The sequence below is a fragment of the Persicirhabdus sediminis genome (genome assembly GCF_016595495.1).
Taxonomy (GTDB): domain Bacteria; phylum Verrucomicrobiota; class Verrucomicrobiia; order Verrucomicrobiales; family Akkermansiaceae; genus Persicirhabdus; species Persicirhabdus sediminis.
The window spans coordinates 90220-105891 of the sequence record NZ_JAENIM010000046.1 but is presented as its reverse complement, the minus strand read 5'-3'; the positions used below and the strand labels follow the sequence as shown (position 1 = coordinate 105891).

The 15672-nt window shown below is 48.0% G+C and carries 14 protein-coding genes; all 14 read left to right on the top strand.

What is annotated here, in order from left to right:
* The first annotated feature begins 4 nt into the window (after nucleotides 1-4).
* The 14 genes from JIN82_RS15705 (at nucleotide 5) to JIN82_RS15640 (ending at nucleotide 15304) form a co-directional block, all read left to right on the top strand.
* Nucleotides 5-694 (top strand): DUF3109 family protein, encoded by a 690-nt coding sequence (locus JIN82_RS15705; RefSeq protein WP_200312622.1) that lies wholly within the window; start codon nucleotides 5-7, stop codon nucleotides 692-694.
* Between the two features lie 356 nt (nucleotides 695-1050).
* Nucleotides 1051-4632, top strand: coding sequence for a DEAD/DEAH box helicase (locus JIN82_RS15700; RefSeq protein WP_200312621.1), 3582 nt, complete (start codon nucleotides 1051-1053; stop codon nucleotides 4630-4632).
* A gap of 108 nt (nucleotides 4633-4740) precedes the next feature.
* Nucleotides 4741-5016, top strand: a complete 276-nt coding sequence (locus JIN82_RS15695) for a DUF1232 domain-containing protein (RefSeq protein ID WP_200312620.1) — start codon at nucleotides 4741-4743, stop codon at nucleotides 5014-5016.
* 50 nt (nucleotides 5017-5066) lie between these two features.
* The gene (locus JIN82_RS15690; RefSeq protein WP_200312619.1) at nucleotides 5067-5522 is read left to right on the top strand and encodes an ExbD/TolR family protein; all 456 of its coding nucleotides are present in this window, start codon (nucleotides 5067-5069) and stop codon (nucleotides 5520-5522) included.
* 206 nt (nucleotides 5523-5728) lie between these two features.
* Nucleotides 5729-6184, top strand: a complete 456-nt coding sequence (gene gspG, locus JIN82_RS15685; RefSeq protein WP_200312618.1) for a type II secretion system major pseudopilin GspG — start codon at nucleotides 5729-5731, stop codon at nucleotides 6182-6184.
* Nucleotides 6156-6698: a pilus assembly FimT family protein gene (locus JIN82_RS15680; protein ID WP_425511519.1), complete on the top strand. Its 543-nt coding sequence runs from the start codon at nucleotides 6156-6158 to the stop codon at nucleotides 6696-6698. Before gspG ends, JIN82_RS15680 begins: the two co-directional genes overlap by 29 nt.
* Nucleotides 6699-6710: 12 nt before the next feature.
* Complete coding sequence (locus JIN82_RS15675) at nucleotides 6711-7130, top strand: hypothetical protein (protein ID WP_200312616.1); 420 nt, start codon at nucleotides 6711-6713, stop codon at nucleotides 7128-7130.
* Nucleotides 7108-7872: a hypothetical protein gene (locus JIN82_RS15670; RefSeq protein ID WP_200312615.1), complete on the top strand. Its 765-nt coding sequence runs from the start codon at nucleotides 7108-7110 to the stop codon at nucleotides 7870-7872. Before JIN82_RS15675 ends, JIN82_RS15670 begins: the two co-directional genes overlap by 23 nt.
* Before the next feature lie 103 nt (nucleotides 7873-7975).
* Nucleotides 7976-8833 (top strand): type II secretion system minor pseudopilin, encoded by an 858-nt coding sequence (locus JIN82_RS15665; RefSeq protein WP_200312614.1) that lies wholly within the window; start codon nucleotides 7976-7978, stop codon nucleotides 8831-8833.
* The gene (locus JIN82_RS15660; protein ID WP_200312613.1) at nucleotides 8830-10083 is read left to right on the top strand and encodes a hypothetical protein; all 1254 of its coding nucleotides are present in this window, start codon (nucleotides 8830-8832) and stop codon (nucleotides 10081-10083) included. The genes JIN82_RS15665 and JIN82_RS15660 overlap by 4 nt, the downstream gene beginning before the upstream one ends.
* Nucleotides 10080-10628: a hypothetical protein gene (locus JIN82_RS15655; RefSeq protein ID WP_200312612.1), complete on the top strand. Its 549-nt coding sequence runs from the start codon at nucleotides 10080-10082 to the stop codon at nucleotides 10626-10628. Before JIN82_RS15660 ends, JIN82_RS15655 begins: the two co-directional genes overlap by 4 nt.
* 56 nt (nucleotides 10629-10684) lie before the next feature.
* Nucleotides 10685-11266: a hypothetical protein gene (locus JIN82_RS15650; protein WP_200312611.1), complete on the top strand. Its 582-nt coding sequence runs from the start codon at nucleotides 10685-10687 to the stop codon at nucleotides 11264-11266.
* 46 nt (nucleotides 11267-11312) lie between these two features.
* Nucleotides 11313-13769, top strand: a complete 2457-nt coding sequence (locus tag JIN82_RS15645; protein WP_200312610.1) for a secretin N-terminal domain-containing protein — start codon at nucleotides 11313-11315, stop codon at nucleotides 13767-13769.
* A gap of 986 nt (nucleotides 13770-14755) precedes the next feature.
* The gene (locus tag JIN82_RS15640; RefSeq protein ID WP_200312609.1) at nucleotides 14756-15304 is read left to right on the top strand and encodes a transposase; all 549 of its coding nucleotides are present in this window, start codon (nucleotides 14756-14758) and stop codon (nucleotides 15302-15304) included.
* The last annotated feature ends 368 nt before the right edge of the window (nucleotides 15305-15672 follow it).

Below are 15672 nucleotides of genomic sequence, written 5' to 3'. Positions count from 1 at the left end.
CGTTTTGCATACCATTTTTCATCAATCACTAGATGCTCTAGCCGAGCAATTGCGCCATTGTGTTGTCGATGCTGATAGTTTTCTTCAGCCCTTGGTGCCTTGTCAGTTAGGTGTTTGCAAGGCGACCTGCTGTCATGATGGTGTCACTTTGTCTTCTCAAGATGCCGAGGTGTTGGAGAAATTTGTCACTGACAGGCAGGGTGATCTAGCGAACTTAGGTTTCGATTTGCCACCTAACGGCATCATTGAGCATGTGTCTGGAGGGAAATGCAAAACGCGCACTCGTGCAGCTGAGATCAACGACTTAGCTGACGATTACCCAGCTCATTTTCCCAATACCAAATGTCTTTTTCTAGACCCGCAGAATCGTTGTTACCTGCAGCGTTTGGCTTATGACGAGGGGATTCATCCGTGGTCGTATAAACCTATCACTTGCTGGCTGCATCCTGTAGTGATTTTGCCAGCGGGTCGTGACTCTGCTAGAGCGACGCTAAAGTTACATCAGGTCGACAAGGATCCACAAACCCAGCCCGGATACCCTGGCTTTGCCACTTTCACGCATTGTGGGCGGCGAGATGATTGCGGCAAGGTGGCCCATGAGGTGCTCGCTGGTGAGTTAGCTGCATTGTCATCATTGGTTAGTCGTGACTTTGTTAGTGAAATCACTGCGCCAGCTGACTGCGATTGGTATTAATTGTATGATCTAATGATGAGTGCATTAGGCCGCAATGGATCATTGTGAATAAGTGAAAATTGCTATGGATGAGCTTTTTCGTAAACGGGTGTATTGACAAATTGTGTGTTAGCTGCGCCCGTAAGTTGGTGATTTCAATGCGTTTGCGGATAGGTGACAACTTTTTGTTCGACAACGCATTTTATTTTGTGAACGGTGACTAGCTTTTTGTTGCGCATCTCTTGTTTGTGGGTATAACATAGGGTTCTCGTAGCCAAACCGCAGCATGTGTGTCACATGACGATGCTGCCTTTTGGCTATTTCCTTTATATTGAGCTAGACCCGCTTGGTATTAGATAGACCCGCATATTTTCAAAATGAATCCCGACAGAGCAACATTAAACTTCCTAAATAGCTTTCCCGAGAAAGCAAGAAGTCGCGGTGACTCGCTCCAGCAAGATGGAGCAGTGACTCAGATTTTTGGTAATCACCTATTTATTCAAGGACGGGTAGAAGATCCAACAGGCACTTTTAGAACCAGTTTGCGCCTTCAAGGTAACCGCTGGTTTGGTAGCTGTACTGCAGAGGATCAAGATATCGCTGGAGCCTGCATGTACGCAACCATGATGGAGCGCATGCACCGTGGCGAAGATCTGCCTGAAAGCCCAAATGAATTTGATGATACGCCAATCATCGATTTGATCGAAGAAAAGCTCGATCGCGAGCTGGACGATAAAGAAGCTGATTTTATTGGCAAAGTTGAGAAACGCTACCGTCGTTACGTGATTGAAGGTGAAATCCACGATCACGATTTGGTGCGTTTGAGCCCAAGGTGGGAAATCAACAGCTACGAGCCACTGGAACTGTGGCCAATGCCTCCTGGTGATATTATTGAGTTTTGGAACTACATCGCCTACGCATTTTACAAAAAGCGTATCGCCTACCCAGATTTCCTCAATGCCATCACCAATCTGGAAAACGTGCAGAAGAAGATGCACGAATGGGAACGTGAACGTGATGTAGCTGAGTGGTACGACCGCATTGAAAGCATCAATGAGCGCCCACCAGTAACCAAGCCAATTCACGTTGAATTCCGTCTGCTTTCTACCATCAACGAAGCGCGTGTTGAATACCGCGATTCTAAAGTGGAAGATGCTGCATGGATCCCGCTTCGCGAGAAAAATGACATCGAGCGTTTGCAGAACTGGTTCACCGAATCAGCCTTGCGCATGGATGCGCCAAGTCAGGTGATCTGGGAGCAATTCAACAATTATTACGCCTCTGAAGGCAATGCCTCTTTTGATTTGGATCAAGAGAATGCCTGCGCGTTCATGAACCGCTTATTCCGTCAGCCAGCGCTGAAGGGGTACATCGTTAACCTTGATGAGAAATACTTCAAGGTGGTGGACCGCCCGCTCAGCTGGCAATGTGAAGATGATCCATATGCGCCAGACTCATTTGCGCTGCAGTTGGTGACTCAAGAGGGCAACAACGTGACTCACTCAGTGCGTTTGCTGCCTGGCCGCGAAGTTCTCTATCAATCAGACGAAACTGTTTTCCCTGGCCCACCACGCTGGCTGGAAGAGACAGATGTGCAGCCACGTTATCACATTCCTAAAGACGTCATCGACAGCTTGGAAGGTGTTGAGTTCCTGCGCAAAGTAGGCTCCAGCCTGCCAGCTTCTCTGAAGGAACGTGTGGTCGACCTCGACTTGTATCCGCGCTTCAAGATGCGCATCGAGCAAGGTCTCACATCAGCTGAAACCGAGCACCTAGTGATCGAAGTTCACGCATTGGAAAAGCAAGACCGCCGCACCGAAAAGCGCATCAAAGATGTGTGGGAGCTGGTTGAGCAAAAACCTGTCAAAGGACAGCAGCTGCTGCGTTTCGCTCGCGAAGAACTTTACTGTGTGCCTGAGCTGCTCACGGAGATGGGCCTCGCATACGACGATAAGTTAGGTGCCTTCAAGACACGCGTTACTAAGCTATTCCCTGAAAAATTCTCTGAGTGGGCCAAAGAGCTGCCTGAGAGCATGGATGTGCAGATGGACGGCAAGCTCAATACGCTGATGGCTGACCCGGTAACGGCTGCTATCCGCTTCGAAGTTGTCAACCAAGAGATCGACTGGTTCGACCTCCGCATCGTCATCGATGTGGAAGGAGTTACTTTGACCAAGGCTCAGATCCGCTCACTGGTAGCTGCCCGTGGTGGTTACGTCCGCATGGACGACGGTGGCTGGATGCGTCTTGAAATCAAGCTCGACGCTGACCAGCGTGAAGCGGTTACTCGCCTCGGCTTGGATCCATTTGACCTTACTGGTGAAACTCACCGCATGCACGCACTCCAGTTGGCTGATCCAAAAGCCGCTGAGGTATTTGATCCGAAGGCGTGGAAGCGCATCAAAGATCGCGCTCGCGACATTCAGGTGGAAGTGGCTCCCGACGTACCAAAAGGCCTCAATGCGACACTTCGTCCATACCAGGTGGAAGGTTTCCAATTCCTTGCATACCTTGCGACCAACCGATTTGGTGGCTTGCTTGCGGATGACATGGGTCTGGGTAAAACCATCCAGAGTATTACTTACTTGCTGTGGCTACGTGAAGAACACCTTAAGACATCGAAGACCAATCTGCCATCACTGGTGGTTTGTCCGAAATCAGTTATTGATGTTTGGGAAACAGAAACCAACAAGTTTGCTCCTGAGATTCGCGTGCAAGTCATGCGTACTAAGGAAGACCTCGACCCATCCAAGCTGGGTGTCGAATTTGACCTCTTGGTTCTCAACTACGCTCAGCTGCGTCTCAGCGGCGAAGAGCTAGCTAAGATCAAGTGGCTCACTGTGATTCTCGATGAGGGTCAGCAGATTAAGAACCCAGATTCTAAGGCAGCTAAGTCAGCTCGTGAGCTGAACTCCATGAACCGACTCGTTCTTACAGGTACGCCTATTGAGAACCGCTTGATGGACATGTGGTCACTGATGGCCTTTGCGATGCCGGGTGTACTTGGTAGCCGTGGTTACTTCAAAAAACGCTTTGATAAACGCAAAGATCCTGGCGCGCAAAACCGCCTCGCATCACGTCTGCGTCCATTCTTGCTTCGTCGTACTAAGCTGCAAGTGGCTAAAGATCTACCACCTCGTACTGAGGAGGAAGTATTTGCCCAGATGGAGGGAACTCAGTCAGAGCTCTACAAGGCTGAACTTAAGCGCATTCAGAAATCATTGCTCGGATTTGATTCCGACGAGACAGTGAAGAAAAACAGCTTCGCTATCTTGCAAGGCCTCATGCGTCTGCGTCAGATTTGCTGTCACCCAGGCCTGATTGATCCAAAATTCCTCAAAGAGGAAAGCGCGAAGATGAACGCTCTGTTCTACCTTCTCGACCAGCTGCGTGAGGAGGGCCACAAAGTGCTCGTCTTCTCACAGTTTGTTTCCATGCTGGATATCATCAAGGCTCGCTTGGAAGTTGAAAGCCGTCCGTTCCACTACCTCACTGGTCAGACTAAAGACCGTAAGGCTGTGATCGAAAGCTTCCAGACAACCAAAGATCCATCAGTATTCATGCTCTCACTCAAAGCGGGTGGTGCTGGTCTGAACCTGACCTCTGCGTCCTACGTGATCCTTTACGATCCATGGTGGAACCCAGCGGTAGAAAACCAGGCGATTGACCGAACTCACCGTATTGGTCAGAAAAACAAGGTGATCGCGTATCGCTTGCTGACCCGTGACACTGTGGAAGAGAAGATTCGCGTTCTGCAGCACCAGAAGACTGCGCTGGTTACCAACATCCTCGGTGATGAAGGGTTTGCTAGCAGCCTCGGTGTGGAAGATCTCCAGTTCATCCTCTCTGGCGCTGCTGAGCCAGAAGAAGAGCCGATGAAGGTTGCTAAAAAAGCCGCCAAGAAGGCTGCCAAAAAAGCAGCTCGCAAGAAAACTCGTACCTCTGCCGAGGAAGAGTAATTCTGCTATCTCATCAAAATCAATTTCAAGCGGGAGCCAGCTGGCTCCCGCTTTTTTTTACCCTCGGCGTCACTTGCGCGGTCAGCAGCCCTGTGTATGTTAGTATGTATGAAAACTTTTGCTGTTCTCTTGCTGGCGATTATAAGCGCAACTTACATCCTCAACCCTACAGCTGGGCTATTGGAGCTGATTCCTGATAATATTCCCATCTTTGGAAATCTCGATGAAGCGATGGCGACAGCAATCTTGTTAGCTTGTCTGGGGTACTTTGGCATCGATGTGTCTAAGCTATTCAGCCAGAGTCCATCGGTGAAACGCGCGCAATCCCAGCTGGACGAGACGATAGAGCGGGGGAAATCATTGCATAAAGCTGAGCCTAAGTAAGTTTCTGGTTTTGATACTAATAAAATGCTGGCTGGATGGGTTAGGTATATATGACACGAACCTACCAGATGTTTCAGCTACGCAGTGCCCAACAGGGCGATAAAAGTGAAATGGATATCTCATCACTAGTTGATGTGAGTTTTCTTTTGCTCATTTTCTTCCTAGTCACCGCGACTATTTTGCCGCGTGAGCAAGATCTTAAAATGTCAATTCCCTCAGTTGCGCAAGGCGCGCCAGTGGCACGACAGGCGATGATTATCCAGCTGGATGAGTCCGGTACTTTGACTCTGAACCCAGCGAGCGCACCGGAGGTGATCACCAAAGATTCAACGAGTCGTGAGATCCCTGAATTAGTTGATCGTTTGAAAATTTTCGCAGCTTTATCCCCAGCTGACCCAGCGGTGGTGACTTTGAAAGTTTCAGATAAAGTCCCTCAGCAGCAATACATTGATGTGCTCAATGCGCTGGCTGAAGCAGGGGTGCAGAATGTGACTTTGGCTGAATAATTGTCAGCTGGACTTCATTGCCAGTTAAGCGACCAAATTAGGTCGCTTTTTTTTGCATTTAAATCGTGAGATTCTAGCGTGATTAGTTATCGTGCTGATCGTTGATATCACCCATTAAATGTCATTTCTTACATTTGTTCATTATTTTCTGAACAACTAATCTGAGAATCCACGTTTAATAAGATGCACAAGGTAGAGAAACATACATGATGAAAACACATAAAATGTCATTGAAGGAGTCGGGACGCATGACGAGTAAGGGATTCAGCTTGCTCGAGATGGTTATCGTACTTGGTATTATCGCTGTGATTTTGGGCCTCTCGATTGGCATGATGACAGGTATGCAAGATACGGCTAAATATGTAGCTGTGGATGCTGACATGCAGAAGTTCACCTCGAAGCTGGAAGCCTACAAAATGAATGCAGGCAGCTATCCATCTCAAGCCCAGGGCCTCGAAGCGCTGGTCAACAAACCATCAAGCAGCCCAGTTCCGCGCCGTTGGGTGCAGCTGCTCACTAGCATTCCTAAAGATCCTTGGGATGGTGATTATGTTTATAAATATCCAAGTTCAAAAGATCCACGTAGCTATGAGATTATCTCAAAAGGACCTGATGGCGTAGAAGGTGGAGGCGATGATATCAGCAGCCTGGACAAGAAGTAGGCGGACTTGCTCCAGCGGTATGACGCTGCTGGAGGTGGTCATCGTGATTTCCATGATTGCCATTTTGACTGGCATAGGGCTCGTCGCGATGGCTGGAAGTCAAGATTCAGATTCATTGCGCAAGTTCGCTATTGAATTTGAGTCGATGGCAAAACGTGGCCGCATGATGGCCAATAAGGAGCATAAACCTTATCAAATCAAAGTCTCAGATAATAGCGCCGTTCTGTACGGCTATCAGAGGCCGCTAGATTCGGATGAAGATTATGTTCCCAGCCAGAGTTATCAGGAAATCAGCCGCATCGAGTTTCCTGGCGAGATGCAATTCGACTTTAAATACTGGGGGCAAAACGATTGGACCACTCTCAAACGTGACGTCGAATTTGTCTGGAAGTTAGAACCTAAGGGCATCGTTGAACCAGTGTCCGTTCGTTATAGCATTGAGGATAATTATATCAGCCAAGAGTACCACCCGCTAACAGCTGGTGTGCGCGATGAAGAATACGAGCTGAAATAATTCGATAGTAAGATGAAAATCACACAACCAAGCAAGAAGCCAAAGCTCCACAGCGGATTTATGCTGATGGAGGCGCTGATGGCGTTGACTGTTTTTGCTATCGTTGGTGTTTCTCTAATCAGTGCGCTCAACGAAACGGGCAAGCTGGCTAACATGATGCAGCGCGAAGTTGCTATCGTTCGCATCCTAGACTCAGCGCTTACCGAGGCGCTTTCTATGCCAACCATAGAGGAAGGCACCACGACTAGGGACATCGAAGAACATGAAATGGAAATCGAAACCATCGTCGAGCTGCTTGAGCTCGAGAACGAGGATGGTCAAGCTCTCCAACAAATGTACAAAATCACTGTGATTGCTTACTGGTACGATGAAGGCCAGCTGAATGAGCAAAGTGCAGAAACCTATCGTTATGCGAGCCTCTATCAACTGTAAAATACGCAAAGGCTATTTGCTGTTGGAGATGGTGATGGCGCTGGGCATTTCCGCGCTCGTGCTAGCTGGTGTTTTTGCTCTAGCTGATGGCTCACTCTCTCTCTCCACTGCGGTGATAGAAAATACCAACATCAATGGCGAAAGACAGGCATTTAATGAACTGCTGAAAGATCATTTCCAAAAACTGCCAGGCAATGCAGTTCTCCAGCTAGAAACAGAAGAAACCAGTTCACACAACCTACCTAGACTCACATTTGAAAATGTGCCGATGGCCTTCAACTGGGGCGGGCGCTCAATGGCGGCTGAGTCCATCGAGCTGGCGACGGTCCTGCGGCGGGACAATTTGGTAGATATTGTGCTGCGTCTCTACGAAAACAAGGTGATCACAGGTGAGAATAATACGGTTTCCAACAATGATGATCCGATCGCCGAGATTATCATTGTCGATGGTCTCTATCTGTTTGAGGTCGATGTCATCGATGGTAGAACGATGGAAACTTTACGTGAATGGGATGATACCAGCAACCTACCAGTACAAGTGAAGTTTTTCTATCGTTACGAGCCTAACGACTCGCTGGTGGAGCAAGCATTTTGGATTGTGCCAAAAGAAAACCCGGAGGTTTTCATGAAAAGTGTGCAGCAACAAAACCCAGGTGGCCCGCAGGATACTAATACTGGCGGCGGAACTGGTGGCGGCGGCGACGACGACAACGGGTCGCATCGACCTCCTGTAGTACAATAATTTTTAGAAATTCATAATGATGATGAGCAGACTCAGACAGAAACAAAAGCTAGCGCAAGGCAGTGCCTTGATCGCTGTGTTTTGGTTGATGTCTGTTTTGGGCTTGGCCATTTTTGCGACCGTCCAAGTTGTCTATCTTGCCTCTGACGTTGCTTCCTCTGAGATCAATGGGTTTGAGGCAAGACAGATGGCCGAAAAGGGCATTGCCATCGGCGCGAACCCAAGTGTGGAACAGGGCGATCCAATCTTGAATTTCTTCGATCCCGAGAATGAAACTGGTTATGATGTGCAACTGCGCAGTGAGGCGGCTCGCTTTAATATCAATGTGATTCTCGCGCGGCTAGATAAGTCACTTTTGGTTAGCATTTTTACTGGCTGGGAAATGGAGTTAGATGAAGCTGAAGCCTTAGTCGACGCTCTTTGTGATTGGGTTGACGGCGACGACAATGTTAGTCTGAACGGTGCTGAGTACGAATATTACGAGTCGTTAGGATTAATGAACCAGCCATTTAATAGACCATTTTATAGCCTAGACGAAATGGAGATGGTCCGCGGCATGGGGCGCTTAGACGAATTAAACCCACAGTGGCGTGATTGGTTCACCGTGTGGAGCAATGGCAAACTCAATGTGAATGAGGCCGAGCCAGAATTGATTGCCGAAGCCGCTGAGGTTTCTATCGATGACGCACAGAATCTGGTAGATTTGATTCTCGGGCCTGACGGCGAACGTCACACAGAAGATGATTACGAATTTCAGACGGTTGAGGAAGTGCTGACTCAGTTAGGTGTTACTGAGGCATTGTGGCCGATAATTCAGCCACGACTAACCGTACAAGACGAGACTACTCGCATCGAAAGCGTGGGCAGAACAGGAGTTGTAAAACGAAAAATAGTTGTCATTGTGCGCAACCGTACTGGTAAGCCGGCTATTCTAGAGCGCAAAGAAGAAATTATTCCATGAGTAAGAAGAAGGGGGACAATACAATCTTTCTGCCGGGGGCAGAAGGGTGGCAATTATGGCAAGGAAACCGTGATGACGGTTATTCCTTGGCTGTCGAGCAAGGGCCACTCAAGGCCGCTGAATTTAACGAGTTTATCAAGGGGGAGATGGTCATGGGATTCCCTCTGAAAAGTGCTTTGGCGGTGCCATTTACCACTCAGACTAACGACTCTGATTTATTTGCCGATCTAGCTAGTATGCATTTAGAAACTGCTGGTGTTAGGGTGGCTGACGGAGCTGGCCAGCTGAGCGATCTTTTTGAGGTGCGCAAAGACGACGACAGCGCGGCATTGCTGCCAGTGGTTCTCAGTCCACCGGAAGATGATGAAATGCCATTACAGTCAGCCAAAGCCTACGATCTATCCGCTAGATTTTTCCAGCTGCCCGATGATGCGGTGGTTTTATGGCGTGAGTTAGGCCGTTGGGTTTTTGCCTGTTCTGTAGGTAATAAGTTAGCCTACTTCCAGAGTTTACCATTTCGAGATCTTGGTCCAGATACCTCACGTGAGGTGAGTCTGGCGGTGATGCAGTTGCAACTTCAAGGTCTCCAGCTAGACGCCAAACAATTAGTTATTTGGGCATCTGAGCAAGATGGTGAGATTGATGTTGATGTCGCCAATGCGCTGGAGTCAGCGCTGCGTCTGCCATTGCAGATAGATAGCAAACCTGACCCGCAATTGCCGCGTGTATTAAGTGAGCTGCTACCAGAGAATGCTCGTGCTGAGCAATTGGCTCAGGCCGAAGCGAAGAAGCGCAAGATCTTCATTGCTGCCTTTGCCTTGGTCTATTTGATGGCGATCGGCTACCTGTTATTTAACTATTGGCAGATCAATACGGAGTTTGAAAAAGCTTCTATTGCGCACGAGGAGATTGCGCCAATCCATACCGCTTTGATGGAGCATAATGCGCAGTGGGACGAACTCGCGTTGGTGGTACGCACTGATTTATGGCCAATGAATTTGCTCAAGGAAGCGGCGCCAAAAGGCTCTCTAGCAGGCAAAGTTCGTTTTACGAAGTTTGATGTAAATAGTGGAACCGTTACGATCCAAGGGGAAGCTGAGTCAGCGCTGCAGGTTGATCAATACCGCAGCCAGTTGAAAAGAAGCCTGCGTGATTACGATTGGGTAGGGGCAACGCCGAGTGCCGATAAAAATGGTCGCTGGAAATTTACTTCAGCTGGAGAAAATACAACCTTTATAAGCCAGCCATGAGTGAACGTGAAAAGAAATTGTTGGGCCTGATGGTGGTGATCACCTTTGTAATGCTGAACCTCTTTGGATTCAGATTGTTACACGCGAAGATGGAGGCCAAGGAAAGGCAGACCGAGCAGATGCTCGAGGAAGTGAGCACCTTTGATTCGATGATCCAGGGAATGGTAGAAGCCGAGTCTGAGCGTGAGTGGCTCAATAACAATCCTCCAATGGTGAGCACTTTTGGTAAAGTTGGTGGTGAGCTGGTAGAGGTGATCAAACGCGCGGCCGCTAAAGGTGTGCAAATGACCAAACAGCCGCAGCCACTGCAACAGAATCTAAATGAAGTGGGCAACTATCGCTCGGCCAGCTGTGAGGTAATCGTCAACGGACGCGATATGGAAATCTATCGATGGTTATTAGAAATGCATGAGCCAACGCTAGCACGCACGGTTTCTAGCATTACTATCACCCCAGCAAAAAGTGATGATACGAGAATGGATTGCCGCGCTGTCATTACACAGTGGTTTAAACCTGCTGGTGCGGAATCCTTTGATATTGAATAAAATGTGTAATGCTTCAACCTGTATCTACGTAATCTAAGATTAGCTTCTATTTTTTTATGTCGCGACTTATAGTCAAATCACCCGTGTTAGTCAGCCTTCTGGTCACCAGCTTGTCTGTGGCCTTGGCGCAGGCACTACCGCCTCGTAAACCTACCATTGGTCAGTTTACCAGTTTGGTAAATAACTCACCATTTACCATCAAGCAGGCTGCTGCTGCGCCAGTGCAGGCCGCTAACAACATCGATAAAGAATGGATGCTTGGCGGCATTTCACCCGCAGCTGATGGAGGTCATCAGGTCTTATTGATTAACAAAAAAGACCGCAAAAAACGCATTCGCTTTGTTGAAGGTTACGATACAGATGGCTTCAAGCTGCTAGATGTTAAGCAAGACCCGAAGTCATATAAAAACTCAAAAGTACGCGTCAGCCTGCAAGGGCAAGAAGCGTGGCTCGGCTATGATGACAAGCTCATCCAGCCAGCTGGAGCGGCTCCGCGCTCGGCCCCAAGTAGTGCCGCAAAAGGAAAGAAACCAGTGGTCGCTAGGCCGCCAACACCACCAGGAGCCGAGAATAGCTCAGATAAAAAGCCAACCACGCAGGTGCGTAGACGTGTCGTTAGACCGACTCCTAAGAAATAGCAGAATTTAAAAAAGATACACAACACGAATTTCTCACCCATATAGTATGAAAAAACCATTACTGATTTTCTTATCAGCCCTGAGCGCCAGCCAACTGCTGGTAGCGCAGGAAAACGAGCCCGCTGAAGCACCGCCGGGCGTTGAGCCAGTCGAGCAGGAACATGCAGTGCCAAAGCGTCCAGTGATACGTCCAGCTCGCCCAGTGGTTAGACCTGCTCAGCCAGTAGAAAGGCCAGTAGAAAGGCCAGCAGAACCAAGAGAAGTCAATAACGAGCAAGCTCAGCCACCACTTCCTGGAGCTAACCGCATGAATGGCGGCATCCAGCTAGATGACAGCGTTGATCCTAACGGCATCTACATTGCCAAAGGCAAAGTGGAAGAGCGCATGAACATGGATGACATCGAGGTGGCAGATCTTTATTACCAGCTGACTGGCAAACGCGTATTGCTGAGCTCGTCTACTCAGGGCATGGAGTTTCGCTTCCACCAACGTGGACCGCTGACTAACCGACAGGGTGCAATTTTGCTAGAGAAGCTTCTGAATATGGAGAACTACGCTTTTGTGCCAAGTGGTGAGAATGAAGTAAAGTTAGTACCAAAAGGAGCGGGAACAACAACAGCCTCACAAGAGGGTACACTCTATATCACTGACTACGAGGACCTGCCAGAGGGCGACGTTTTTGTCACCTACAAGATGAATTTGCAGTACATCAAACCCGAAGAGGCGGTGCGCAATTTCACTCAGATGGTGGGAAGTTTCAGTGAAGGTGGGAAAATCACGCCAGTGCCTAACGCCGCTGCGGTGATCATCACTGAGAAAACTCCGCTGATTCGCTTTCTTGAAGAAGTGCGCGAAAGCATCGACGTGCCATCGCAGTCTGTTGGACAGCGATTTATTTCTCTCATCTACGCAGATGCTGAGGAGTTAGCAGCTACACTCAACGAAATCATGAACTCGCAGCAGCAAGCAAAGACATCTGCTGGCGTGAAAAAAGTGAGCAGCAATAACAATGCGGCGCGCCCTCCTGGTGTACAATCTGGTGGCGCAGCAGCTGGCGGTGACGGTAGCTCAGCGGGTGAAGACATTCCTGTGCAGATCATTCCAGATATGCGTACTAACCGCATTCTGGTGATGGGTCGTCCTATCGACATTATGTTTGTTGAGCGTCTGATTCACGAGTTTGACTCAGCTCAAGAACGCAGCAATTTCCTCAAACGTAAATTGCGTTTCATGCGTGCAGCTGACTTCATGGATGTGGCAGCAACGGCATTGGAATCATTACAAGGGACAAACGCTAACAGCAGTGGTAGCTCGAGAGGAAATAATAACCGCTCAAATAACTCTACCAATAATACCCGTAACAATACCTCAAATAACAACAGCTCAGGCAGTGGCACTTCGCGAGGCAATTCGCTTTCTAGCCCAACGGTTAGCGATGCCCCTGAGTCCATGTTGATTGGTAAGACATTGTTAGTAGCAGATAACCTGACAAATAGCATCATCGTGCAAGGGCCGCCTGAAAGTCTGCGTGTGATTTCAGGTCTATTAGATGAAATGGATACTCAGCCGCTGCAGGTGATGATTTCCACCGTGTTTGGTCAGCTCAACCTGACTGATAATCTACAATACGGTGTTGATTGGTTACAAACCTACGGTGGCAATGGTGGCGACGGCTGGGCTGGTGGCAATACCAACGGCGTGACAAATTCGGGTGTTGATATTAAGGATCTAGTGACAGCAAGTGCTTTCCCAACCTCATCAGGCCTGAACCTCTACGGGACGACTGGCGACCTCAATGTTTACATCAAGGCGATGGAAAGTAACAACGACTTTGAGGTGATCTCACGCCCAACTGTCTATACCGCCAACAACCGCATGGCTGTGATTTCATCCGGTCAGCGAGTCGCTGTGCCTACCAATAGTTTCACCAGTGGTGGTGGATCTAATGCTACGCAAAGTACTAACATCGAGTACCGCGATGTGGTGCTCAAGCTGGAAGTGGTTCCATTGATCAACTCCAAAAATGAGGTGACCATGGAAATTGCTTTGCTCAATGATCAAATTGTTGGATCACAAACTGTGGATACTAACGAAGTGCCTATCATCGGTACTGAGGAAATCACTACGACGGTAACAGTTCGCAATAATGATACCGTGGTACTCGGTGGTTTGGTCACCGAAACACACGAAGACAATGTGACTGGCATTCCAATTATCAGCCACATTCCAGGCATTGGTAATCTGTTTAAGAGCACAAAAATTGAAACCAAACGCCGTGAGCTGCTGATCTTTATTCAGCCGCAAATCGTTGCTAACAAATCTGACGAACAGGCCGTGCAAGATGACATTGCGCAACGCTATGTGATCGACGATAAAGCTAAGAGCCACGAAGCTGCTGGTGTGTTGCCAGCTAAGGCGCTGGATAATTACAACCCAGCTGAACCTCAGGAGGCGAAAAAGAATTCTGAGTCATTGTGGAACCGCAATATGCGCCGCCGCTAGCCTCAAGATCATCATCATAAAAAATGCCGAACCAGTTCACTGGTTCGGCATTTTTGTTTAAAGAGATCTAGAGTGCGCGTGCTTTAGCACCGCTTTCATTAGTTCTAGCTTAATGCTTCTTCGGCTAGCTAGGCACTTTAGTGCCCATTACAAAAGCTAATGTCATTCTCTTAGCCAACTAGTCGGAATAGGTCTGATGTTAAGCTAGCAACATGACTAACTCACCAAGCTGTACTTCTTTCTAGAGTGCGCGTGCTTTAGCACCGCTTTCATTAGTTCTAGCTTATTGCTTCTTCGGCTAGCTAGGCACTTTAGTGCCCATTACAAAAGCTAATGTCATTCTCTTAGCCAACTAGTCGGAATAGGTCTGATGTTAAGCTGGCAACATGACTAACTCACCAAGCTGTGCTTCTTTCTAGAGTGCGAGTGCTTTAGCACCGCTTTCATTAGTTCTAGCTTAATGCTTCTTCGGCTAGCTAGGCACTTTAGTGCCCATTACAAAAGCTAATGTCATTCTCTTAGCCAACTAGTCGGAATAGGTCTGATGTTAAGCTAGCAACATGACTAACTCACCAAGCTGTGCTTCTTTCTAGAGTGCGCGTGCTTTAGCACCGCTTTCATTAGTTCTAGCTTCATACCGCTTCGGCTAGTTAGGCACTTTAGTGCCCATTACAAAAGCTAATGTCATTCTCTTAGCCAAATAGGCGGCATAGTTTTGATGTTATGCAAACAACAAGACTATTTCAGCAAGGTAGTGTTTATCGAGTAGTACAAGTCACGACTGATCTCGCATTGGGCTAGATGAATATCCAGGTCGCCATTCTAACGATTCGATAGAAAATGATCTTAAGGATAGCATATGTATTGCTAGGTTAAGTGTTGCAAAATCCGAACTCTAAATGAGCGCGATGTTAAAAATAGTGTAGCGTGGGCTTTGTCAGTAGCCTGTCGCTAGCAGATTAGCTATTGTATGGTAAAATTAGTAAATGGAGAAGAACCCAACCATTAAATGGCCTCATGCTCCACCTCATCTCAAAGGTGATAGAGGAGCCTATATGATTACTGCCGGCACATATCTTAAAGCTCATTATTTTGGTTCAAGAAAGCGCCTAAAGTTTCTGAGCAACCAACTTCTGGAATTGGCAGAAGAATTTGGTTGGCGACCTCAAGCGTGGGCGGTTTTCTCCAACCATTATCACATACTAGCGAGCTCACCTAAAGATGGAAATAAGCACTTAGGGCAGTTCATGAGAATCCTACATGGACGCAGCGCTCGCTATGTTAATGAGCTAGATAATGTTGTTGGGCGCAAGGTTTGGCATAACTATTGGGATACAGAAATAACGCATCATAGCTCGTATTTGGCTCGTTTGGCCTACATTAACCAAAACCCTGTTAAGCACGGCTTAGTACGCGTATCTGAAGACTACGATTGGTGCTCGATGGCTTGGTTCATGCGAAATTCTACGCGAGCCCAGTATAAGTTTGTCTCTAACTTTAATACTGATCTGGTAAGGGTTATTGATCCCTATTAGCCTCCAACGTGTTATCTCACTTTCAGGGGGCGGCGCTGTGTTCGGTAGATTGGAGCTTTTTGTCAGGAGATGTCATGCATTCCTCTTGAGCCAATGTCATCTACCTGGTGGTGATTCATTTGATCTAATCAACTAGCGGCTATAGTTAGGTGATTTGGTGAAGTGTTAGTTTCTGGCTGATGCAAAACCTGCGTAAAGCTAAGAGCGGTGCTAAAGCTCGCGCACTCTAGATGCGGTGTATGGGGGCTTGGCCAGCTGGAATTCATGTCCAGCTGGCTAGAAATGACGGGCATGCAATCTAGCTTGTGATGATGATTAGTTTTATCTAATCAGCTAGCCCCTTGTGCTTAGGTTAAGTGTTGGGTTCT

Excerpts from the sequence above, each read along its gene's own strand:
- JIN82_RS15660 (WP_200312613.1), top strand. The coding sequence starts at position 8,830 with ATGAGTAAGAAGAAGGGGGACAATACAATCTTTCTGCCGGGGGCAGAA.
- JIN82_RS15675 (WP_200312616.1), top strand. The coding sequence starts at position 6,711 with ATGAAAATCACACAACCAAGCAAGAAGCCAAAGCTCCACAGCGGATTT.
- JIN82_RS15655 (WP_200312612.1), top strand. The coding sequence starts at position 10,080 with ATGAGTGAACGTGAAAAGAAATTGTTGGGCCTGATGGTGGTGATCACC.
- JIN82_RS15640 (WP_200312609.1), top strand. The coding sequence starts at position 14,756 with ATGGAGAAGAACCCAACCATTAAATGGCCTCATGCTCCACCTCATCTC.
- JIN82_RS15650 (WP_200312611.1), top strand. The coding sequence starts at position 10,685 with ATGTCGCGACTTATAGTCAAATCACCCGTGTTAGTCAGCCTTCTGGTC.
- JIN82_RS15690 (WP_200312619.1), top strand. The coding sequence starts at position 5,067 with ATGACACGAACCTACCAGATGTTTCAGCTACGCAGTGCCCAACAGGGC.
- JIN82_RS15695 (WP_200312620.1), top strand. The coding sequence starts at position 4,741 with ATGAAAACTTTTGCTGTTCTCTTGCTGGCGATTATAAGCGCAACTTAC.
- JIN82_RS15700 (WP_200312621.1), top strand. The coding sequence starts at position 1,051 with ATGAATCCCGACAGAGCAACATTAAACTTCCTAAATAGCTTTCCCGAG.
- JIN82_RS15645 (WP_200312610.1), top strand. The coding sequence starts at position 11,313 with ATGAAAAAACCATTACTGATTTTCTTATCAGCCCTGAGCGCCAGCCAA.
- gspG (WP_200312618.1), top strand. The coding sequence starts at position 5,729 with ATGATGAAAACACATAAAATGTCATTGAAGGAGTCGGGACGCATGACG.
- JIN82_RS15680 (WP_425511519.1), top strand. The coding sequence starts at position 6,156 with ATGATATCAGCAGCCTGGACAAGAAGTAGGCGGACTTGCTCCAGCGGT.
- JIN82_RS15670 (WP_200312615.1), top strand. The coding sequence starts at position 7,108 with ATGCGAGCCTCTATCAACTGTAAAATACGCAAAGGCTATTTGCTGTTG.